General features: G+C 70.9%; 19 protein-coding genes and 1 pseudogene. 12 read left to right on the top strand and 8 right to left on the bottom strand.

Annotated elements, in window-relative coordinates; genetic code table 11:
• The first annotated feature begins 5 nt into the window (after positions 1–5).
• From F4558_RS25925 to F4558_RS25895, 7 genes are all read left to right on the top strand, one after another.
• Positions 6–887: a hypothetical protein gene (locus F4558_RS25925; RefSeq protein ID WP_167946320.1), complete on the top strand. Its 882-nt coding sequence runs from the start codon at positions 6–8 to the stop codon at positions 885–887.
• 78 nt (positions 888–965) lie between these two features.
• Complete coding sequence (locus F4558_RS25920; RefSeq protein ID WP_053651919.1) at positions 966–1580, top strand: DUF4178 domain-containing protein; 615 nt, start codon at positions 966–968, stop codon at positions 1578–1580.
• Positions 1581–1673: 93 nt separating this feature from the next.
• Positions 1674–2543: a hypothetical protein gene (locus F4558_RS25915; RefSeq protein WP_167946318.1), complete on the top strand. Its 870-nt coding sequence runs from the start codon at positions 1674–1676 to the stop codon at positions 2541–2543.
• A 72-nt stretch (positions 2544–2615) separates the two neighbouring features.
• Complete coding sequence (locus F4558_RS25910; RefSeq protein WP_312877397.1) at positions 2616–3293, top strand: hypothetical protein; 678 nt, start codon at positions 2616–2618, stop codon at positions 3291–3293.
• Positions 3268–4077 carry an SDR family NAD(P)-dependent oxidoreductase gene (locus F4558_RS25905; RefSeq protein ID WP_053651925.1) on the top strand — a complete coding sequence of 270 codons (810 nt, stop codon included), beginning with the start codon at positions 3268–3270 and terminating at the stop codon, positions 4075–4077. The genes F4558_RS25910 and F4558_RS25905 overlap by 26 nt, the downstream gene beginning before the upstream one ends.
• Before the next feature lie 168 nt (positions 4078–4245).
• Complete coding sequence (pyrE, locus tag F4558_RS25900) at positions 4246–4785, top strand: orotate phosphoribosyltransferase (protein ID WP_053651927.1); 540 nt, start codon at positions 4246–4248, stop codon at positions 4783–4785.
• 57 nt (positions 4786–4842) lie between these two features.
• Entirely contained in the window at positions 4843–5220 is a 378-nt protein-coding gene (locus tag F4558_RS25895) for an ArsR/SmtB family transcription factor (protein WP_007454255.1), read from the top strand.
• A 170-nt stretch (positions 5221–5390) separates the two neighbouring features.
• On the opposite strand, the gene F4558_RS25890 is transcribed toward F4558_RS25895, so the two are convergent.
• From F4558_RS25890 to F4558_RS25875, 4 genes are all read right to left on the bottom strand, one after another.
• A complete protein-coding gene (locus F4558_RS25890) occupies positions 5391–6206 on the bottom strand; it encodes a DedA family protein (RefSeq protein ID WP_167946316.1) in 816 nt (271 codons plus the stop codon).
• A 143-nt stretch (positions 6207–6349) separates the two neighbouring features.
• Positions 6350–7909 carry an LPXTG cell wall anchor domain-containing protein gene (locus tag F4558_RS25885; RefSeq protein WP_167946314.1) on the bottom strand — a complete coding sequence of 520 codons (1560 nt, stop codon included), beginning with the start codon at positions 7907–7909 and terminating at the stop codon, positions 6350–6352.
• A gap of 194 nt (positions 7910–8103) precedes the next feature.
• Positions 8104–9663: an LPXTG cell wall anchor domain-containing protein gene (locus F4558_RS25880; RefSeq protein WP_167946312.1), complete on the bottom strand. Its 1560-nt coding sequence runs from the start codon at positions 9661–9663 to the stop codon at positions 8104–8106.
• A gap of 150 nt (positions 9664–9813) precedes the next feature.
• Positions 9814–10026, bottom strand: coding sequence for a hypothetical protein (locus F4558_RS25875; RefSeq protein ID WP_053651935.1), 213 nt, complete (start codon positions 10024–10026; stop codon positions 9814–9816).
• A 125-nt stretch (positions 10027–10151) separates the two neighbouring features.
• Between F4558_RS25875 and F4558_RS25870 the strand changes: the two genes are divergently transcribed.
• Positions 10152–10535 carry a phage holin family protein gene (locus F4558_RS25870; protein WP_053651937.1) on the top strand — a complete coding sequence of 128 codons (384 nt, stop codon included), beginning with the start codon at positions 10152–10154 and terminating at the stop codon, positions 10533–10535.
• A 135-nt stretch (positions 10536–10670) separates the two neighbouring features.
• Positions 10671–11696 carry a class II fructose-bisphosphate aldolase gene (gene fbaA, locus F4558_RS25865; protein WP_053651938.1) on the top strand — a complete coding sequence of 342 codons (1026 nt, stop codon included), beginning with the start codon at positions 10671–10673 and terminating at the stop codon, positions 11694–11696.
• Positions 11697–11747: 51 nt separating this feature from the next.
• On the opposite strand, the gene F4558_RS25860 is transcribed toward fbaA, so the two are convergent.
• The gene (locus F4558_RS25860; RefSeq protein WP_312877396.1) at positions 11748–12950 is read right to left on the bottom strand and encodes an LOG family protein; all 1203 of its coding nucleotides are present in this window, start codon (positions 12948–12950) and stop codon (positions 11748–11750) included.
• Positions 12951–13198: 248 nt separating this feature from the next.
• Here F4558_RS25860 and F4558_RS25855 point away from each other — a divergent pair, with 248 nt between their 5' ends.
• The gene (locus tag F4558_RS25855) at positions 13199–13627 is read left to right on the top strand and encodes a DUF3151 domain-containing protein (RefSeq protein WP_053651942.1); all 429 of its coding nucleotides are present in this window, start codon (positions 13199–13201) and stop codon (positions 13625–13627) included.
• A gap of 43 nt (positions 13628–13670) precedes the next feature.
• On the opposite strand, the gene F4558_RS25850 is transcribed toward F4558_RS25855, so the two are convergent.
• On the bottom strand, positions 13671–15890 hold the full coding sequence (locus tag F4558_RS25850) for a MinD/ParA family ATP-binding protein (RefSeq protein ID WP_167946310.1): 2220 nt from the start codon (positions 15888–15890) through the stop codon (positions 13671–13673).
• Between the two features lie 71 nt (positions 15891–15961).
• A pseudogene (locus F4558_RS25845) lies at positions 15962–16828 on the bottom strand (diacylglycerol kinase family protein); the annotation flags it as partial.
• A 334-nt stretch (positions 16829–17162) separates the two neighbouring features.
• Here F4558_RS25845 and F4558_RS25840 point away from each other — a divergent pair.
• Positions 17163–18452 (top strand): adenylosuccinate synthase, encoded by a 1290-nt coding sequence (locus F4558_RS25840; RefSeq protein ID WP_167946306.1) that lies wholly within the window; start codon positions 17163–17165, stop codon positions 18450–18452.
• A 114-nt stretch (positions 18453–18566) separates the two neighbouring features.
• On the top strand, positions 18567–19817 hold the full coding sequence (gene purD / locus F4558_RS25835) for a phosphoribosylamine--glycine ligase (protein ID WP_167946304.1): 1251 nt from the start codon (positions 18567–18569) through the stop codon (positions 19815–19817).
• Between the two features lie 54 nt (positions 19818–19871).
• Here purD and F4558_RS25830 read toward each other — a convergent pair whose 3' ends face one another.
• Positions 19872–21434, bottom strand: a complete 1563-nt coding sequence (locus tag F4558_RS25830; RefSeq protein WP_167947659.1) for an AMP-binding protein — start codon at positions 21432–21434, stop codon at positions 19872–19874.
• Positions 21435–21528 lie beyond the last annotated feature (94 nt).

Genomic DNA, 21528 nt, shown 5'->3' with positions numbered 1-21528 from the left:
CAGCCATGAGTTCGCCAGCCGCCGCGCCGCGTCCGCCCCGCCCCGGCACCGTCACCATCGCGTTCTGGCTGCAACTCGCCGTGGCGCTGATCCTGCTCGGCCTCGCCGCGTTGGCAGTCGCCCAGGCAGTGCACTTCGATGGCCAGATCACCCGTGCCGCACGGCTTGTGCCCGACGCCGACCCGGCCGAGGTGGCCAGCGAGCGCCAGGGCAACGTCCTGATGGCCCTGGTCGTCGGCGTACCGGCCGTGCTGCTGGCGGGGTGGCTCGCCGCCACCGCCGGGCCGCTCCGTCGGGGTTCGAACATCGCGCGGATCCTCGTCTTCGCCGCCAGCGGCGCCCAGCTGCTGGTCTGCTTCGGCCAGTGCTGCTCCGGGTTCCTCGTGTCCATGCTGGTCGCCCCGGAAATCGAGGCCCCGTCGTCGGCGGACTTCGACGACGAGTGGGAGACGTCGAAATTCCTCGACACGCTCTACTCCGGCACCGACCCGTTGGACGAGCTGTTCTTCCCGATGGCGGGCCTGAGCGTGCTCGCCGTTCTCGCCCTCATCGGTGCCGTCGTCCTGCTGCTGGCGCTGCCGCCGGCCGCCGGGTGGTTCGTGCCGCGACCCGCGCCCGCCGACGCGGCACCGCCCTCCGGTTACGCAGTAGCCCCGTTCATTCCGGCCGGCTACGCGTACCCGCCGCTGCCGATCGTGGCGCAGCCCCCCGGCGTGCCCGGTTTCCTTCCACCGGGCCAGTACGTCCCGGCCGGATACCTGATCTGCCCGGACCCGGCCGCGCACCTGACCCCGACGCCACCCGGGACGCCGGATGAACCACCCACCACGCCGTCCACAGTGCCGCCGGCCACTCCCGGAGACAAGCCGGATGCCGAAGGTAGCTGAGCTTTCGGTCACGACGCGACTCGTTTGGGTGCCGACGGTTGTTACCGTCTGCGCCGACGTACCTGGGGAGGTGGTCGCGTGGACGGGGCGCTTGCGTACCTGGTAGCGGTGGTGGCCGTACTCGTCGTGGTCGTGCTGGTGGTCGTCGTGCGGGCCGCGACCCGGCCCGGCGGCGCGTCGCCGGACGGTCGGCCGGCGCGCGGCGGGGCCACGGACGCACCGCGTGGCGGCCGGCACCGGCTGGCCGTGGGCGACCGCGTGCGGATCGGCGAGCGGGAGTACGTCGTGAACGGCACCATCCGCCTCGTCGAGGGGGACTGGAGTTGGGTGCAGTACCTCCTCGACGACAACTCGGGCCCCGCGCGGCGGCTCTCCGTGGAGGGTGCCGGCGGCGCCGACCTGGAGCTGGTGCTCTGGACCGCCGAGCCGGGCGCGACCGTCACCCCCGGCGCTCCGACCATCGACCTCGGCGGGCGGCGGTACACCTGGGCCGAGACCGGGCAGGCACGCTACACAGCCATCGGGGAGACCGGCCTGCCGTCGGCCGGGACGATGCGCTACCACGACTACCAGTCCGGTTCGAACGCCCGGCTCTCCTTCGAGGCGTACGGCGAAGAGGGCTGGCGGGTCGCCCGGGGCGACCTGATCGACCCCGCCGACCTGGCGATCCGGCCGGCCGGCGGGGAGCGCTGAGGCGTATCCCACGGGCGCGGCGTGACCCGCCCGGCATGCCAGGGTGGCTGGTTGTGGATACGGTGTGGGCGCGATCTTAAGGGAAGGAGAATCGTGGTCGATTCCCAGAGCACGCCGGCCCGCCAGCGGCCGTCCGTCGTGACGATTTCCAGCTATCTGCTTTTCCTGTTCCTGGCGTGCCAGGTGATCAGTCTCATCCTCAGCCTCTCCACCCTCGGCAAGTCGCGCGACGTGCTCCGCGACGCGTACGCGGGCAGTACCGCCGAGGGCGCGGACCAGGTGGCGGATGTCTTCTTCGCCTTCGGCCTCGGCAGCAGCATCCTCGTGCTCCTGCTCGCGGTCGTGCTGGGCGTCCTGGCCATCTTCAACAACCAGGGCCGCAACGCCGCACGGATCACCACCTGGATCGTCGGCGGCATCATGGTCTGCTGCGTGGGTGGCACGCTGCTCACCGGCGTGGCGGGCAACTTCACCACCACCGGCGACACCAGCGGTGACATGCCGAGCGGCGAGGAGATCCAGCGACGTCTGGACGAGGCTCTGCCGTCCTGGATCACGCCGGTCAGCGTCCTGCTCGGCGTCGTCAGCCTGCTAGCACTGCTCGCGGCGCTGATCCTGCTGGCCCTGCCCAAGGCCAACGAGTTCTTCCGCAAGCCCGCCGTGGGCTGGGAGCCGCCGACCCCGGGAACCAGCTACCCGGGCTACCCGCAGGCGTCCGGTCAGCCGGGCTACCCGCAGGCTCCGGGCCAGCCTGGCTATCCGCAGGGGTCCGGTCAGCCGGGCTACCCGCAGGCTCCGGGTCAGCCGGGTTATCCGTCGAGTGGCGAGCCGGGCTACCCGTCGACTCCGGGCCAGGCGTCCGGGTCGGATCAGCCGGGCACCCCGCCGTCGGCACCGCCCGGCACGGACCGTCCGGACGACACCCCGCCGGCCGACCGCCCCGGGACGCCCCCGACGAGTTGACCGACCGATAAGCACGACGCCGACGATCCCTCCGAGTAGGTTGCAACCCGATGCCTACCGGAGGGATTCGTCGTGTCGTACCCCGAATCGGTACCGGCCCGCCGGCCCGCGGTGGTCCTGCTGGCCGCGATCGTGCTGCTGGTGATGGCGGTCGTCGCGCTCGCGTACGCCGTGGTCGGCCTGGCGACGGTGGGCGGAACCGTCGACGCGTTCCGTCAGGCGGCCCGGGACACGTCGGCCACCACGCGGCAGATCGACGACGTGGTGACCCTGCTGCGCGTGTCGATGGTGCTGTCGGCGGTTGTGGCGGCGCTGTCCGCCCTGGTGCTCATGGGCCTGTTCCTCTGGTTGCTCACCGGTCGGCCCGGTGCCCGGGTGGCCACCTGGGTGGTCTGCGGACTCGGGCTGCTCGCCGGCTGTTGCAGCGTGGCGGTCCTCGTCGGTGAGCGCTCGGCTCCGCTGCGGCTGGGCGCCGACGAGCGTGCCACCGCCGAGTTGCTGGGCCTGATCGGCGACGCGTACCCGTCCTGGTGGATCCCGCTGAACGCGGGGCTTTCGGCCGGACAGGGCCTCGGTTACCTTGTCGTGGCAACGCTGTTGGTCCTGCCGGCGGCGAACGCCTGGTTCGGTCGACACCGCCGCTCGGCGCCGTCCGTGCACCAGGGCTCCCTGCCCGCCCCGTTCAGCCCTCCGCACCCCCGTACCGCCCAGGTGAGGACCGCCCGTGACGCCCGACCCCACGACCGTTGAGCGACGTGCCCTGGTCACCGGGGCCACCGCTGGCATCGGCGCGGCCTTCGCTCGACGCCTGGCAGCCGACGGTTGGCACCTCGTGCTTGTCGCCCGCGACGCGGGTCGACTGACCGAGCTGGCCGCGGAGTTGGGGTCCCCGCAGGGCCGCGAGGTGGAGACGCTCTCGGCGGACCTGTCCACCGACGACGGCTGTGCCATCGTCGAGCAGCGGCTGACCACCGGAAGCCCCGTGCACCTGCTTGTCAACAACGCCGGCATCAGCCTGAACAAGCCGTTCCTGCGCTCCACTGCGGAGGACGAGGCCCGTCTGCTGCGGCTCAACGTGCACGCGGTCATGCGCTTGACGTTGGCGGCGCTGGGTCCGATGACCAAAAGGCGGGACGGGGCAGTGATAAATGTCTCTTCCGTGGCGGGCTTCGGTGCGGTGATGCCCGGCTCCACATACTCGGCCAGCAAGGCATGGGTGACCAACTTCAGCGAGTCCGTCGGCCAGTCGACGCGCCCGTTCGACGTCCGGGTGATGGCCCTCTGCCCCGGCTACACCCGTACCGAGTTCCATCAACGAGCCGGCATCGACATGTCGAAAACGCCTGAGTGGATGTGGCTGCGGGCCGAGGATGTCGTCGACGAAGCCCTGCGTGACCTGCGGAAAGGCAAGTTGGTAAGCGTTCCGGCGTGGAAATACAAGGTGGCTGTCGCCGGTCTGCGCCACGCGCCGCGTCGGCTCCTGGAGGCGGTCGCCCGGGACACCCGGGGCCGGATCGGCCGCGACGAGCGCTGACCCGCCAGCACCCAACCACGTCGTCCACCCCATCGGCGGGCGTCGCCACGCTGACCGCAGGCCAGTTGCTGAGCGTAGTCGAACATCGCCAGTCATCGGTCCCTCAGGGGCCTGATCAGGGTGGACCCCGCACACGGCGCTCAGACTTGCGCAGTAACCTCTATCGCCATGGGGGACCACGACGACCTGCGTAAATTCATTTCCGACCTGGCTGTTGTCCACGGCCGGGTCGTGCTCTCCTCTGGACGCGAGGCAGACTGGTACGTCGATCTGCGGCGTGTCACGCTCCATCACCAGGCCGCTCCATTGGTCGGCCGGGTGATGCTCGACCTCACCGCCGACTGGGAGTACGAGGCCGTCGGTGGGCTCACCCTGGGCGCGGACCCTGTCGCGCTCTCGATGCTGCACGCCGCCGCTCCGACCGGCCGTGCCCTGGACGCCTTCGTGGTGCGCAAGGCGGGCAAGGCCCACGGTCTACAGCGGCGGATCGAGGGACCGGAGGTGGCCGGCCGTCGGGTGTTGGCAGTGGAGGACACGTCCACAACGGGCGGAAGTGTGTTGACCGCTGTCGAGGCGCTTCGCGAGGCCGGAGCCGAGGTCGTGGGCGTGGCGGTTATTGTTGATCGAGGCGCCGGCGACGCGGTGCGAGCCGCCGGATTGCCGTACAAGGCGGCCTATACGTTGGCTGACCTCGGCCTTGTGGCGTAAAAGTTTGCCGATTCGGATCTGCTGATATGCAGGCGGATCGATGCTGCTGGTGGAAGGATGGAATACGTGGGAACTGCGTTGGCCGAAATGACTATGCCTCAGATCTCGCCGCTTGCCGGTGAGCCGATCGAACGTGCCGATGCCGAGCGTCTCGCAGGGGTCCTCAAGGCCCTTGCCGATCCCGCCCGGTTGCGGCTGCTCAGCCTGATCCAGTCGGCCCCCGAGGGCGAGGCGTGCGTCTGTGACCTGACGGCGCCGCTCGGCCTCTCTCAGCCGACGGTCAGTCACCACCTGCGTATCCTCACCGAGGCCGGCTTGCTGGAGCGGGAGAAGCGCGGTGTCTGGGCGTACTACCGGCTGGTCCCGAGTGCGATCGCGACGATCGCCGACCTGCTGACCCCGCCGCGTAAGCGGGCCACCAAGAAGGCCCGCTGAATTAGGCACTGCGCATCGTCCCTCGCCGGGACGATGTCCGGCGGCGAGCCAGGGGTGGCGCCACCGGTGTGATTTCTGCTCGTCCCCGGTCGCGCACCGCCGGAGGCGGGGCATGACAGGTCGACGGCCGACCCCCTCACCAGGGGGCCGGCCGTCGCCGTACCTCCGACTCAGCGCTCCTGGCCGTGCTCCCGGCCGGTGTGCGGGTGCTCGCGGTGGTCGAACGTCTCGCGCACCGCTTCCACGGCACCGGCAGCGCTTGCCGCCGCGACCACAGCTACCGCTTCGCCGCGCCTGCGGGCCCGCCGGTCCCGGAGGAACTCGAAGAAGATCGGCAGCACCGAGATCACGATGATCAGAGCGACCACCGGCAGGATGTAGTGGTCGATCTTGTCGCCGATGGCTTTGTAGATCCGGTCGGCCAGCAGGTAGCCGATCAACAGGATGCCGTCCACCCAGAGCACCGCGCCGACCACGTTCCACAGCAGGAACTGCCGAGCCGGCATGCCGAGCGCACCGGCGACCGGGTTGAGGAAGGTCCGCACGATCGGGATGAAGCGGGCCAGCACCACGGCCTTCGACGGGCCGAACTTCTTGAAGTAGTGCTCGGCCTTCTCGACGTACTCCCTCTTGAACAGCCGGGAGTTGGGCCGCTCGAACATCCGGCGGCCGTACCGCGCGCCCAGCCAGTGACCCAGCTGCGCGCCGACGATCGCGCAGATCGGCCCGCCGATCAGCAGACCGGCCAGGGCGAGCCGCGTGCCGCCGCCAAAGATGGCGTCCGCCACCGGCGAGGCGGCCACCCCGGCGAGGAAGAGCAGCGAGTCGCCGGGGAAGAAGAAGCCCACAAGCAACCCGGTCTCGGCGAAGAGGATCACCCAGACACCGACCAGCCCGAAGGTCTGCAGCAGATCCTTCGGGTCGAGCGGGTTCAGGGCGACGCTCTCCGTGAGAGCGCGGGTCTTTTCGGCTGTGTCCACGGCCACAAAGGGTACCGAAGTCCGCGTTTCTGGGTGCGCCGGACCGGGCCCCGGCACCCGCCTGCGGAATCTTTCCCCGACGGTGCCGAAACGACCGGTGCCCCGCCGACCGGAAGCGGTCGGCGGGGCACCGGGTGGTTCGGGATGGATCAGGCCACGAAGCGGGTCCGGCGGCGCTTCGCCACCAGGTAGCCACCGACGCCCACGCCGAGCAGCAGGGCGCCGACGCCCGCGATCAGGCCGGTGGACTGACCGGTGATCGGCAGCGCGCCCCCGTCACCCTCGCCGCCGCCCTGACCGCTGGCCGCGTTCACCAGGATCTTGGCGCTGTCGTTGGCCGGCTTCAGGTCCTCGTAGAAGCCGCCCTCGCACTCGCACGGCACATTGACCTTCACAGTGCCCGTGGCGTTGGCGATGACCTTGTCGATCCGGAACTTGAACTCGCCGGTCAACTCCTCGCCGGCTGGCGCGAACGGGCCCGGGTAGCACCGGTACGACGCGGCACCAGGGGTGCCAGCCTTGTCCCACGCGGCGTTGTCGCCGGTACGCGGCGCACACTCCATCGGCACCTCGACGGCGGTGGTGCCGGTCGGGACCGTCACGTCGACGTACGTCACGGCGGAGTCGCTGCGGATGTAGTCCAGCGTTGCCGGCCCGTTGTTGCGGAACCCGAGCGGGGTGCTCAGAACCGCACCCTTCTTGCCGGTGAGCGTGGCACCGATGGCCTCCAGGTCGGCCCCGTTCTTGCCGGTGACGTTGACCGTCAGCCCACTGAAGTTGTTGCTGGGGTCGGTGTCGGTCTGCGCGGCACGGGCCGCACGGGCGGAGACCGTCTTCAGCGACAGCGTCTTGCCGGTGCCGCGACGGGCCTTCTCGGCACCGACGTCTTCGCGGATACCGAGGAGATCCTCCAGGTCGGCCGGGGTCATGAACCGGATGTAGCTGTACTCGCGGCCCGGCGCGTAGGTGTCGGTGGCCAACTCGTAGTTGAGGGTCGCCGTCGCACGCCCGGCGACGGGGATCTTCTCGTCGAACGAGCAGGCGAAGAGGAAGTCATCGACGTAGAGGCAGTTGTCGAACCGCTCCTTGGTCCGGATGCCGTAGTCGCTGTCGAACAGTGCCACGACACCATCGACCTCGGTCGTGCCGGCGTTGATGACCGTCAAGGGAGCCTGGAACTTGCCCCCAGGCGCCGCCGTCGCGGTGGTGTCCGGGCCGCCCTGCAGGTCGACGCCCTCGCCGACCCGGATCCGGGAGGCGTAGCTGGCGATTTCCTTGCCTGCGGCCTTGAGGCTGATCTTCAGCTCGCCGGCGTCGCCGGTTGCCGCCTTGTCGGTTGGCGCGATGACGACCTCGCCGAAGAAGCCGCCGTACAACTCGTCGACGCTGACCGGGAAGGACTCATTGCAGAGCAGGACGCCTTCGCCGTCGGCGGCGCAGTCGTTGCCGAGCCCGCCAGCCAGCGTGATCTTGCCGGTGAGGCTGCGGTAGTCGTAGCGAACCGAGACCTTGTTGAGCACCGTGGACTCGCTGCTGTACAGCGCCGGCGACCGAACGACGCCAGAGGAATCGGCGGCGACGGTGACGTCCTCGAAGTAGAGCTCGAACTCGGCCGCGGGAGCGGCGACGGCCGGGCTGGCGGAGGCGGCGACGAACGCGCCTACTACGCCCAGGCCGGCGAGCCAACGCCGGGTGGAGTGGGTGGGCATGAAGGGGATTCCTCCAACAGGGGGATCGATACGGTGGGTGGATCTTAAGAAGTGATTAAGTTCGCCGCTGCCCTGATCGCCGCCCGGCCGCCAAGACCAACCGAACGGTTGATCAGCGTCATCGCAACGTTCGGTCTGTTCACGACGTGGCCCCACCGTCCTTGGGACGGTGGGGCCACGTGAGGCGGGATCGATCAGGCGACGAAACGGGCGCTGCGGCGTCGGGCGAGCAGGTAGCCACCCGCGCCGGCGACGAGCAGCAGGCCGCCGAGGCTGGCCAGCAGGCCGACGGGAGAGCCGGTGATGGGCAGCGCGCCCCCGTCATCCCCACCGCCACCGCCGCCCGCGCCGCCGCCCGGGCCCGCGTTCACCACGATCGGGGCCTTGTCGTTCGCCGGCTTCGTGTCGCCGGTGAAGATGCCGCCGCTCGGGCACTCGCAGGGCGCGTTCACCTGCACCGCACCGCGGGCGTTGGCGATGACCTTGTCAATGCGCAGCCGGAACTCCATCGTGTACGTCTTGCCGGCCACCAGCAGCATCTCCGAGGGGCACACGTACGTCCGGGTGCCCTGCTGCAGTTCGCAGGTAGCGGGGACCTCGACGGCGCTGGTGCCGGGCGGCAGCTCGACGGCCGTGTGGGTGGGGGCCTCAAAGTCCCCGTTCACCGCGTCGAGCGTGGCCGGCCCGTTGTTGCGGAAGCCGACGGTTGCCGTGACGACGTCGCCGGCTCTGCCCTTGAGCGTGGCGCCGATCGCCGCGAGGTCGATGCCGTTCTTTCCGGTGGTCTTGATGGTCCACCCGGTGTAGTCGTAGCCCGGGCCGACGTCGGTCTGGTCGGCCTGCCGCATCCTGCTGGGCGCCTCGGCCAGTGTCAGCTTCGGGCCGCCGCCACTCGTGGCCGCCCGGGCGCCAGCGGCTTCCCGGACGTGGGTCAGGTCCTCGAAGTCGGCAGTGGTCATGAACTGGGCGTAGCCGGATTGGTTGGACGGGGCGTAGGTGTCCTTCGCCAGCTCGAAGTCGAGCGTGGTGGCGAGGCCCTCGCCGACGGGGATCTCCTCGTCGAACTGGCAGGACAGCAGGTGGTCGCCGGAGTAGAGGCAGTTGCTGAACCGGTCCCTGGTGCGGATCGAGTAGTCGAGATCGAAGACCGCCGCGAACCCCTTGACGACCTTGTCGCCCACGTTGGCCACGGCCAGTGGCACCGTGAACTTGCCACCCGGCTTGGAGGCGTGCTCAGTGAACGGCCCGCCGGCCAGGTCGACGCCTTCCCCGACGCGGACGCGCGAGGTGTAGCTCCCCTGCCGACCGCCGGCGGCCTGGAAGCTGACCGCCACGTCGCCGGAGTCGCCGACCTTCGCATCGTCGGTCGTGGTGATGCGCACCCGCTTGGTCACCCCGCGGTAGAGCCCACTGCCAATGGGTGGCAACTCGTAGAGGGAGACATCCTCGGACTCCGCGCAGACGAGAACGCCCGGCTCCGGGGTCGTGCACTTCTGGCCGTCGTCAGGCGCCACCGTGATCTTGTTGGTGAGGGAGCGGTAGTCGTACCGAACGGAGACGTCGGTGAGGGCCGTCGGCTCGTCGGCGTACAGGAACAGGTTGCGGGTGGTTCCCGTCGATCCGACGGCCAGTGTGGCGTCCTGGAAGTAAGGCTCGATCGCGGCCGCCGCGCCCACGGCCGGGGTGGCGGCCGCGGCGACCAACGCGCCCGCGGCGCCGACAGCGGCCAGCCAACGGGTCGATTGCTTGAGCATTGGGGGGTCCTCCCGTGGGGGATGCAGGTGGCGCCCGTCCAACCTAGTTAGACGACCGGCCCCTACGGTGGCCCTGCGTGATCGTTCTTCGTCTATCGAACCGAACGGTTGAGCACCTCTGCCGCAACGGGCAGCCGGCTGGCGGCGGGATCAGCGGTAGTCGTCCTCGTCGCCGGTGACCACCCGGGCCTGTTCCATGGCGTCCCAGTCACCGACCTCCATGCCGCGGTGCGGCTCCGAATCGACGTCGGTGGGGTCGACCACTGCCGCCTGCTCGACGGCGTCGGCCGGCTCGGCCTCGATGTCGCGTTCGTCGGCTGCGAGGTGGTCGCCGGGGACGAAGTCCTCGTCGGGCTGACCCATGCTGGTCCCTCCCAGGTTCTCGGGGCACGGCTCCCACCACCGTACGGGCTGCGCCGGCAGCGCGCGCGGAAGCCGAGTCGGCGGAATCAACCCGTCGAGGTGGGCCCCGATGCCAGGATGGGGCGGTGGGCTTCCTCATCCGGCTGGTGATCACCGCTGTCGCGCTGTGGGTGACAACGCTCATCGTGCCCGGGGTCGACGTGCATGGCCGCTCGGGCAGCAACACGGCGCTGACACTGATCGTGGTGGCGCTCATCTTCGGTGTGATCAACGCGGTGCTCAAGCCGGTCATCAAGGTCGTCGGCTGCGTGTTCTACCTGCTGACCCTGGGCCTGTTCGCGCTGGTGGTCAACGCCCTGCTGTTCCTGCTCACCGACCGGATCGCCCGAGGGCTCGACCTGCCGTTCCATGTGGACGGCTTCTGGGCGGCGTTCTGGGGAGCGATCGTGATGACAGTGGTGACCTGGCTGATCAGCGTCATCGTCCCGGACAGCCTGGGTGAGCGGTGAACGGCTGGCACCGGGTCGATTGGCCCCGCGCACCTCGCCTACGGGATACTTCCGGACGGAGGACAGCGCGGTCCGGCGCACACGTGAACAACAGCGGCCAGCACGGCCGAGAGTGGTAAGTAAGGAGCACATCACATGCCCATCGCTTCCCCCGAGGCTTACGCGGAGATGCTGGACCGCGCCAAGGCTGGCCGGTACGCGTACCCCGCCATCAACGTGACCTCCTCCCAGACGCTGAACGCGGCGCTCAAGGGCTTCGCCGACGCGGAGAGCGACGGCATCATCCAGGTCTCCACCGGTGGCGCCGAATACCTCTCCGGTCCTTCGATCAAGGACATGGTCACCGGCGCGGTCGCGTTCGCCGCGTACGCGCACGAGGTGGCCAAGAAGTACCCGGTCAACATCGCGCTGCACACCGACCACTGCCCGAAGGACAAGCTGGACGGGTTCGTCCGGCCGCTGATGGGCATCTCCCAGGAGCGGGTGAAGCGCGGTGAGGAGCCGCTGTTCCAGTCGCACATGTGGGACGGTTCGGCAGTGCCGGTCGCCGAGAACCTGGAGATCGCCGCCCAGCTGCTCGACGAGGCCGCCAAGGGCAAGATCGTCCTTGAGATCGAGGTCGGCGTCGTCGGTGGCGAGGAGGACGGCGTCGAGAACGCCATCAACGACAAGCTCTACACCACGGTCGATGACGGTCTGGCCATGGTCGAGGCGCTCGGCCTCGGCGAGAAGGGCCGCTACATGGCGGCGCTGACCTTCGGCAACGTGCACGGCGTCTACAAGCCGGGCAACGTCAAGCTCCGTCCGGAGATCCTGAAGCAGATCCAGGACGCCGTCGGCGCCAAGTACGGCAAGGACAAGCCCCTCAGCCTGGTCTTCCACGGTGGCTCCGGCTCCCTGCTGAGCGAGATCCGCGAGGCGCTCGACTACGGCGTGGTGAAGATGAACATCGACACCGACACCCAGTACGCCTTCACCCGGCCCGTCGCGGACCACATGCTCCGCAACTACGACGGCGTGCTGAAGATCGACGGCGAGGTCGGCAACAAGAAGCAGTACGACCCGCGTACCTGGGGCAAGGCCGCCGAGGCCGGCCTGGCGGCCCGGGTCGTCGAGGCGTGCGAGCACCTGCGCTCCACCGGCACCACGATGGCCAAGTAACGACGTACCTACCGACGGCCGGCTCTCCCTCGGGGGAGCCGGCCGTCGCCGTCAGGCGGTCAGCAGGTGCACGGCCTCACGTACGTCGTCGGTGAGGTGGATCGTCGACGACAGGTCGCCGAACGGGGACGCGGCAAGCAGCGGACGCAACAACGCCTCCACCGGCAGTTCGCGGGTCCAGTAGTCGCGGTCCAGGAAGACGTACGCGCCACTGGCACCGTCGGTGCCGTAGTAGGTCTTGGTGGCCGCCTGGAACACCTCCTGCACAGTGCCGGCCCGCCCCGGGGCGAAGACGATGCCGCCTCGAGCGAGCCGCAGGATGGTGTCCTCCCGGATCGCGTTGGAGAAGTACTTGGCGATCCGCCCGGCGAACAGGTTCGCCGGTTCGTGCCCATACAACCAGGTGGGGATCGCCAGCCCGCCGGCCCGCGCCCAGCTCGCGTCGTCGGTGCCGTCGGAACGCTGCCGGGGCAGGCACGCGTATCGCTGGCGCACCGTCAACGCCACCGCCGTGTACCGCTTGTGGTCGGTGAAATCCGGGGCCGTCGCCAGCAGGTCGATCGCCGCGGTCAGGTCCGCCGCAGGCCGGTCCGCCAGGTAGGCGCCGAGGTTCGCCGCCTCCATCACGCCGGGACCGCCGCCGGTCACCACCAGCCGGTCGGCCCGGGCCAGTTCCCAACCCAGCACGGCCGCCATCCGGTACGCGGGACTGCCGCGCCGTACCGCATGCCCACCCATGATGCCCACAACCGACTGCGGGCCGTGCCCGGCCAGCCAGGCCCGGGTGGCGTCGGCGAGCGCATTGTCGACGCCGTGGTCGTGCAGCCGCTGACCGAGCGCCTCCTTCACGTCCGGCAGCGCGCCGCCGTGCGCCCGGTAGTGCTCGTACACCCGGGTGTCGTACATCCCGGCGAAGCCGCCTTCGGCGAACCCGGCGGCCAACTCCTCCGGCGCGTACAGATGCGTCGGCTGGGTCGGATACGGCAACCCGGAGAACGGCGGGACCACGTTCGCGCCACGCCGGACCAGGTCGGCGCCGACGTCCCGGGAGGCGAACCGGCAACCCACGAAGAGGGCGCCGGTGACCTCGACGCCGGTCAGGTCGGGTGCCGGGGCGAGGTCGAGGCGCAGCCCCTGCACTGTGAACCCGCTGAGGCGGCCGGTGGCCAGTTGCCTGTCGAACTCGTCCCGGGTCTGGATCTCGTTGGCGTGCAGATGCGGCTCGATGACGTCCGCTGGAGGTGGAGTCGGCACCCGGCCATCCTGCCCCCAGCCAGCTGCGGGCCCAAACCTCGGGCGGGGTGGAACCGACAGGAGCCCGGTGGTGGTGGCCACCGGGCTCCTGCGTAACCGGTTCCTGGGGAGGCTCCGGACTAATAGTTGTAGCGGAAAATATCTGTCGCCGGCATGGGCCTCAGGCGTGACCAACTCCTCAGCCGTTCAGCGGAACACGTGGGCCGACCCGCTCGCGCGTCGCCCTGTCCAGCGGGTTGAATGGGGCGATGCAGAACCTTTTGCCAGAGCCACCGGCCACCCTCCTACCCGCGGACGGCGAGGCCGACGCCGCCCTGGCCGGCGCCGAGGAGGCCGGCACCGACGAGGCGTTCGCCCAGGTGGCAGCCCGATTCCCGACCTACAGCGCGGCCTGGGCCGAGCTCGGTGCGCGGGCGTTCGCGACCGGCCAGGTCGTGACGGCGTACGCGTACGCCCGCACCGGCTACCACCGTGGCCTCGACCAATTGCGCCGCAGCGGCTGGAAGGGCCATGGCCCGGTGCCGTGGTCGCACGAGCCCAACCGGGGCTTCCTCCGCTGCCTGTACGTGCTGTCCCGCGCCGCCGACGAGATCGGTGAGGCCGACGAGGCGGCCCGCTGCGCCCAGTTCCTGCGCGACTGCGACCCGGCGGCGGCCGACGCGCTGGCCAGCCACTGACAGGTCCGAAGGCCGGCCCGACACCGGGCCGGCCTTCGGTGGACTACAGCCCTTCGGCGACCGCGGCGGCGATCTTCAGCCAGGCGTCCCGGGTGGCCGAGGACAGCCCTCCGTACCGGATCGGCTCGCCGCTGTCGATGAGCCGCTCGTACGGGGCGAGCAGCACCGCCCGGGTCCGCGCCGCGAAGTGCTCCTGGATGGCCGGCAGGTCGATCTCCTTGCGCGACGGCGGCATCGACACGACAGTCACCGCCTGCCGGACCAGCCGCTGCCGGCCGCTCTGCTCCAGGTGGTCGAGCATCCGGGCGGCGGTCTCGGCCGAGTCGTTACGGGCGGACATGGTGACCACGAGCTGGTCGGTGGCATCCATCGAGGCCTGCCAGTTCTGCGCCCGGACGTTGTTCCCGGTGTCCACGAAAATCAACTTGTAGAACCGGCTGACCACCTCGCGGATCTCGGCGAACGCCGCCGCCGTGAGCATCTCGCCGCCGGTCGCCGACTCGTCCGACGCGAGCACGTCGAACATCCCCTCGCCCTGCGAACGGACGTACTGCGAGAGGTCACCGACCCGCCCGTGCGCGCCCTGGAACTGCCCGAGGTCACGCAGCATGTCCCGCACCGTGCGGGAGTGGAAATCCTGCTGGGCCCGCATCCCGAGGGTGCCCTGGGTCTCGTTGTTGTCCCAGGCCAGCACGTACCCGCCGCGCTTCTGACCGAACGTCATGGCGAGCAGCAGGATGGCCACCGTCTTGCCGGCGCCGCCCTTCGGGTTGACGACCGTCACCTGCCGCAGCCCGCCGAAGTTGCGGCGCACCATCTCGATGTCCCGCTTCAGTTCCTGCTCGTGCCGCCCCGGCGAGAGCCGAACCAGACCGATCTTGTTGACCACCGCTCGTACACCCATTGTGGCCACCGGGTCGGCGGGCCGGACCTGCCGACGCCGGGCGAAATCCTCGGCGGTCGGTGCCGCAGTGGTCTCCGGCGTCCAGGTGGCGTCCTGGTAGCCGGCGGCCGGGACCCTGGCCACCGGATCGGTCTCCTGGTACGACTGCGGCGGCGGTGGAGCCGCGGCCGTGCCCTGCTGCCAGGGCGGCGGATACCAGCCCGGTGACGGCGGGAAGGGGCCCGGAGGCGCAGTCGCAGCGCCCGCCTGCTGCGGGTCGGGTGGCGGCGGGACCGGCGCCGGGCCGACCTGGCCGGGAATCGGGTACGCCTGACCGGAGTAGGCCTGACCGGCGTACGTCTGCCCAGCTCCGGCGGCCGGACCACCGGCCTGTGGTGTCTGCGGGACGGGCGGGGCGGGGATCGGAGGTATCGCGGTGGTGGCCTCGTCGTGCGCCGACGGGGTCGAGTTGGCAGGCCGCTGCGGCGGGTACGCCCACGGCGACTCGGTGGCCGGCCGCGCCGTCCCGACGGCGGTGCCGTTCCCCCCGACGTCGCTACCGTTCCCTGATCCGGCCTGCGGTGCCGGCTTGCCGTCGGCCACTGGACCGTCCGCCGGTTCGCCTGTCGTGGGAGTTGTCGGCCCGGCGACGGCGGGTCCGGTCGTTGCTTCCGGCGTAACGGTGGGGGTCACCGGGGGGCGGTCCAGGGAGAACGGCTGGTCCAGGTCGACGCCGCCCGGCGTGACCGGCGTGGCGGGAACGGACGCCGAACCCCTGCCGCCGGGCTGCGGGGCCCCGAACGCGGTGCCCGCCGCGTGGGTCGCGTTCGGCGTGCTGGTGCCCGCCGCGTCGCTCGCACCCGGCGTGCCCGTGCCCGCTGCTTCGGTCGGGCTGACGGTCACGCCGTTCGGCGGGCCGACATGTGTGGCTGCTGGTCCCGTCGGAGTGTCGGCGTTCGTCGGTGAGCCCGACGACGGCGTCGACGACACGGGCGGCACCGTCGGCTCTGCCGGTGGCCAACTCGGTTGCGCCGGAGCCCAGCCCGAACCCGCGCCGGACGGGCCGGCGGCTCCCCAGCCGGTCGGCGGCGGCACCGCGCCACTCAGCGACGGGTAGTCCGACGGCGACGGCGGCGGCAGGGGCGTGGCCCCGGGCTGCCCCGGGACCGGTGGGCGGCCGATCGGTGGCGCGGCCACAGGCGGTGTAACGGCCGCCGGCGGCGTGGGAGCCGGTTCGCCCCGCTTTTCGGCGACCGCCGCCCACGGTGGCACCACATCCGCGCCCCGGCCGGCGGGATCCGGAGGCCAGAGTGGTTCGATGTCCCGCTCCGGCACCGGCTGCTGGCCGGGCACCTGAGCCCGGTCGGCGTTCTTGTCCATTACGGTTCCTCCCCAGTCCTCCTGCGAGGATAGGCCCATCGACACGCGTCGGCCGCGTGGCGCAGCCAGGGTCAGCTCACCCAGACCGCCCAGGCGCCCGGCTCGATCCACCAGGAACGCTTGCGGGTCAACTCGCCCTCGACACCGTCGTCCAGGTAGGGGACCTTGCCCTCCCGGGGCACCACCGACACGGCCCGGCCGCGAGCCCGGCGCACCTCCAGGCGTACCCGCTTGCGACCGAACGTCGAGCGGACGACCACCGGGACGGCCACCGCGACCTCGACCTGGCCGTCGGCCGGGTCCGGCGCGGGAAGCAACGTCACGTCGTCGAGCGACGCGTACCCGCCGGCGTTGCCGATCGCGCACGCCAGCAACGGCTCCTCGCCGTTGGACAGGATGGCGTCGTCCACCTCCACCCGGGCCCGCCAGTGCAGCGGACGGCCCGCGTCGTCGGCGGCGCCGAGCAGGGCGCCGTCCAGGGTCACCGAGCCGCCGTCGTTGCGCAGCAGGTCCAGCCGGCGTGGCGTGCCGTCCAGCACGGCGACGGCCACGGCAGCCGGGTCGCGGGGCAACCCGAGCTGCGCGGCCAGGTCACGGTGGGTGCCACCACGGGCCGGGTCGAGCGGGAGTACGGCAACCGGCGGCAGGTCGGGCAGCGTCCGGTCGCCGGGCAGGTCCGCTGGGCGACGGCTCGGCGGTGGCGCGTACCGGCGAACCATCCGGCGCAGGACGGCGCGCAACTGCGCGTCGCTCGCCGTAGCGACGACCAGCCGGGTCTTGCTGTCCGAATCGGGCCAGGTGAGGCCGTCCTGGCGGACCGGACCGTCGAGTTGTGCCAGCACCGCGTCGATCTCGGCGTCCGAGCGGGCCGTGACGGTCTGCACACGGGCACCTCGGGCGGTCAGCGCGTCCGCGCAGGCAAGCACCGGCACCCGCGGCCGATCCGTGGAGCACCCGTCGGCGGTGCCCTGCCCACCCTTGCCATTCCCGGCCTCGGCCGGAGCGTCGGCACGCGAGTCGGTGCCGGCCTCGGTTTCGGCTGGTGATTGTGCGCCGGTTTCGGTTGTGCCACCGCAGCAGGCTCCGCCGCTGCCGCAGCCCCCGGGAGCGTCCCGCTCCGAACCGAGGGTGAGCAGCACCACGTCGTACACGGAGGCCTCCTGACTCTCGCCGCGACCCCTGCCGGTCGCGCCGTCACTACTTGTTAACCTGACACCCCGGGCTCGCCAACCGGTCGCCACCTGGCACCCGAGCCTTCTGGAGGCGGAAAAGATGCCAGCGATCGTGCTCCTCGGCGCTCAGTGGGGCGACGAGGGCAAGGGCAAGGTTACCGACCTGCTCGGTGAGCGGGTCGACTACGTCGTGCGCTACTCCGGCGGCAACAACGCAGGCCACACGGTGATCACCCCGGACGGCCAGAAGTACGCGTTGCACCTGATGCCGTCCGGTGCGCTCTCGCCGAACGCGATGATCGTCATCGGCAACGGTGTGGTGGTCGATCCGAAGGTGCTGCTCGCCGAGATCGACGGCCTGGCCGAGCGCGGCGTCGACGTGTCCCGACTGCGGATCTCGGGTGACGCGCACCTCATCATGCCGCACCACCGGGCGTTGGACCGGGTGGTCGAGCGTTACCTCGGCTCGTCCCGCATCGGCACCACCGGGCGGGGCATCGGCCCGGCGTACGGCGACAAGGTCGCCCGCATGGGCATCCGACTCCAGGACCTGCTCGACCCGGGGATCCTGCGCAAGAAGCTGGAACTCGCGCTGCGCGAGAAGAACCAGATGCTGTTCAAGGTCTACAACCGCAAGGCGATCGACCTGGAAGCCACCGTCGAGGAGTACCTGGAGTACGCGGAGCGGCTCACGCCGTACATCGCCGAGACCCGGTCGATGCTCTGGGACGCCCTGGACAGGGGCGAGACGGTGCTGCTGGAGGGCGCCCAGGCCACCATGCTGGACATGGACCACGGCACGTACCCCTTCGTGACGTCGTCCAACCCGACCGCAGGTGGCGCCTGCGTGGGCGCCGGCATCCCGCCCACCGCGATCAACAAGGTGATCGCGGTGAGCAAGGCGTACACCACCCGGGTCGGCTCCGGGCCCTTCCCGACCGAGATCTTCGACGAGAACGGCCAGCACCTGCTCAAGGTCGGCGGCGAGTACGGCACCACCACTGGCCGGGAGCGCCGGTGCGGCTGGTTCGACGCCGTGGTGGCCCGGTACGCGTGCCGCCTCAACGGCGTCACCGACCTGGTCATCACCAAGCTCGACGTGCTCACCGGGCTGCCCAAGGTGCCGATCTGCGTCGGCTATGAGATCAACGGCGTACGGGTCGACGACATGCCGATGAGCCAGACGGACTTCCACCACGCCAAGCCGGTGTACGAGGAGCTCGACGGGTGGTGGGAGGACATCACCAAGGCCCGCACCGCCGACGACCTGCCGGAGAACGCCCGCCGCTACATCGCCCGGGTGGAGGAACTCTGCAACACCAGGGTGAGCGTGGTGGGCGTGGGCCCGGGCCGAGAAGAAAACGTCCTCCTCCACCCCCTCCTGCCCTGATCCCGCACAGATCGTCTGCATTGATCATGAGGTTGGCGGGCCAATGGATCACCGTGGAACCCGTCAGCCTCATGATCAACAGAGGTCGGTGCGGGGGACAGTAGGATCTCGGGCGTGCGCGTTCTTTTGGTGGGTGGTGGTGGGCGGGAGCACGCTCTCGCGCTCGGGTTGGCTTCCGATCCGGCTGTTTCCGCGCTGATCGCGGCACCGGGTAACCCCGGTATCGCTGAGGTGGCTGAGCTGCGGGAGGTGACCGCGACGGATCCGGCCGCGGTGGCGGCGCTCGCCGTGGAGACCGCGGCTGACCTGGTGGTGATCGGGCCGGAGGCGCCGCTGGTCGCCGGTGTCGCCGACGCGGTACGCGCCAAGGGCATCGCCGCTTTCGGCCCCTCGGGCGAGGCCGCCCAGTTGGAGGGCTCCAAGACCTTCGCCAAGGACGTGATGACGGCCGCCGGTGTGCCCACCGCGCGGGCGTACACCTGCACCGACCCGGAGAGCACCGGCCGCGCGCTTGACGAGTTCGGCGCACCGTACGTGGTGAAGAACGACGGGCTCGCCGCCGGCAAGGGCGTGGTGGTGACCGATGACCGGGCCGCCGCCCTGGCGCACGCTCAGGAGTGCGGCCGGGTCGTGGTCGAGGAGTTCCTCGACGGTCCGGAGGTCAGCCTCTTCGTGGTCACCGACGGGGAGGCGGCTCTGCCGCTGCTGCCGGCACAGGACTTCAAGCGGATCGGTGACGGCGACACCGGCCCGAACACCGGCGGCATGGGCGCGTACGCACCGCTGCCGTGGTCACCGCCCGGCCTTGTCGACGAGGTCATGCGCGACGTGGTCCACCCGACCCTGGCCGAGATGCGCCGGCGGGGCACGCCGTTCGCCGGTCTGCTCTACGTCGGGCTGGCGATCACCGCCGCAGGCCCTCGTGTGATCGAGTTCAACGCCCGCTTCGGCGACCCGGAGACCCAGGTGGTGCTCGCGCTGCTGGAGTCCCCGCTGGGCGGGCTGCTGCACGCTGCGGCGACCGGCACGCTTGCCGCGCATCCGCCGCTCCGGTGGCGGGACGGCGCCGCGGTCACAGTGGTGGTCGCCGCGCAGGGCTACCCGGCGGCGCCGCGCACCGGTGACGTGATCACCGGCGCGGACCGTCCGGGCATCATCCACGCGGGGACCACCCGCCGGGCCAGCGACGGCGCGTTGCTGTCCGCCGGTGGCCGGGTCCTCTGCGGTACGGCCACCGGCCCCGACCTGTCCTCCGCGCGGGACGCCGCGTACGCGCTGGTGGACGGGGTGGAGCTGGCCGGCTCGCAGCACCGTACCGACATCGCCGCCGCAGCCGTCGACAACCGGATCACGATCCCCAGCTGATCCCCGCGGCCGGACCGTGGGCAGTGCGGCGGTCCGACAGCCGGCCGGGAGCGGTCAGCTGACGTAGCGGCGTAGTTCCCGGGTGAGCACCTTGCCGGTGGCGTTGCGGGGCAGGTATTTCACGTAGACCACGTCCCTGGGTACGGAGAAACGGGCCAGGTAGCGCCGGACGTACTCGCGGACCGCGTCGGAGTCGAGTGTCTCGCCGGGGTGCAGGGCGAGGAACGCGGCGAGCCGTTGACCGTACTCGGGGTCGGGCACGCCGATCACTGCCGCCTCGCGTACCTGCGGGAGCCCGGCGAGCAGGTCCTCCACCTCGGACGGGAAGACGTTCTCGCCGCCGGAGACGATCATGTCGTCGGCCCGGCCGTCGACGAAGAGCAGCCCGTCGGCGTTGAGCCGGCCGAGGTCACCGGTATCGAGCAGACCGTCGCGGCTCTCCCGGCTGGCGCCGGACGTGTAGCCCTCGAAGAGCATCTCGTTGCCGACGAAGATCCGACCGACGCGTCCCTGCGGCACGGGCCGGCCGTCGTCGTCGAGTATCTGCACGCGGGTGCCGTGCGGTGGTCGGCCCGCCGTGGTGGGGGCCTGGCGCAGTTCGTCCGGACCGGCGATGGACGCCCAGGAGACCTCGGTGGAGCCGTACAGGTTGTAGAGGACGTCGCCGTAGACGTCCATGAACTTCGGTGCGAGCCCGCCCGGCAGTGCCGATCCGCTCACCGCTACGGCCTTGAGGGACGGGCGCGGGTCCGGTGCGGGCACCTCCATGAGCCGCTGGACCATCACCGGTACGGCGAACAGGGCGTCACACTGGTGCGCAGCCAGGGCGGCGAGCGTGGCGGCCGGGTCGAAGCGACGGTGCAGCACGATCGTTGCCCGCAGGGCGAAGCACACCTGGAGGGCGGCGAATCCCCAGGTGTGGAAGATCGGTGCGGCGATCATGACGCGGTCCCGTACGTGCAGCGGGATGCGGTCGATGATGGACACGAGGGGACCGAAGCCGTGCGGCGTGGGCCGGCGGGCGCCCTTGGGTGTGCCGGTGGTGCCGGAGGTGAGCACGATGATCCGGCCGTCGCGCTCCGGTGGCCGCAGTTCGCCAGGCAGCGCTCCGGCGACCAGTTCCTCGCGGGCTCGTTCGTCGAGGCGGGGCAGGTCGGCGGGGAGTGTGAGGACCCGTTCGGCGAATTCGTCGTCGTGCACCAGCAGCCGTAGCTGCTGTTCCTCGGCGACCGTGCGCAGTTGGGCTGCGGAGAGTCCGGTATTGACGAGGACCGCGTCGACGCCGAGCAGGGTGGCCGCCACGATCGTCTCGATGAGCCCGTGGTGGTTGCGGCAGAGCACACCGATCCGGTCGCCGGGCTGCAAACCGTGCCTGGCGCGCATCGACCGGGCCGTTCGCTCAGCCCGTTCGAGGAGGTCCTGGTAGGTCAGCTCGATGCCGTCCTCGTCGATGATCGCCGGACGGCCGGGGTCGCGGGCGGCTGCCTGGCGGAGTTCGCCGGCGAGGCTCCACCCCCAGGTACGTAGCGCGTTGAGCTGCGAGACGATCCGGACGGGCCGGCCGGGGGTGAGCAGGCCGCGACGGGTCAGCGTGGCAACGACGAACGGCAGGTCCATGCCGCAGACCTCCTTGGGATTGGTACGCGGACGGGTTGCTTGCCTGCGCCCGGCGGCTTCTTCCTTGATCATGCGTCCGGGCGCGACGGCAGGC

The sequence above is a fragment of the Micromonospora profundi genome, assembly GCF_011927785.1.
Classification (GTDB): domain Bacteria; phylum Actinomycetota; class Actinomycetes; order Mycobacteriales; family Micromonosporaceae; genus Micromonospora; species Micromonospora profundi.
The sequence above is the reverse complement of the archived record's forward strand: the minus strand, read 5'-3'. Positions and strand labels throughout refer to the sequence as shown.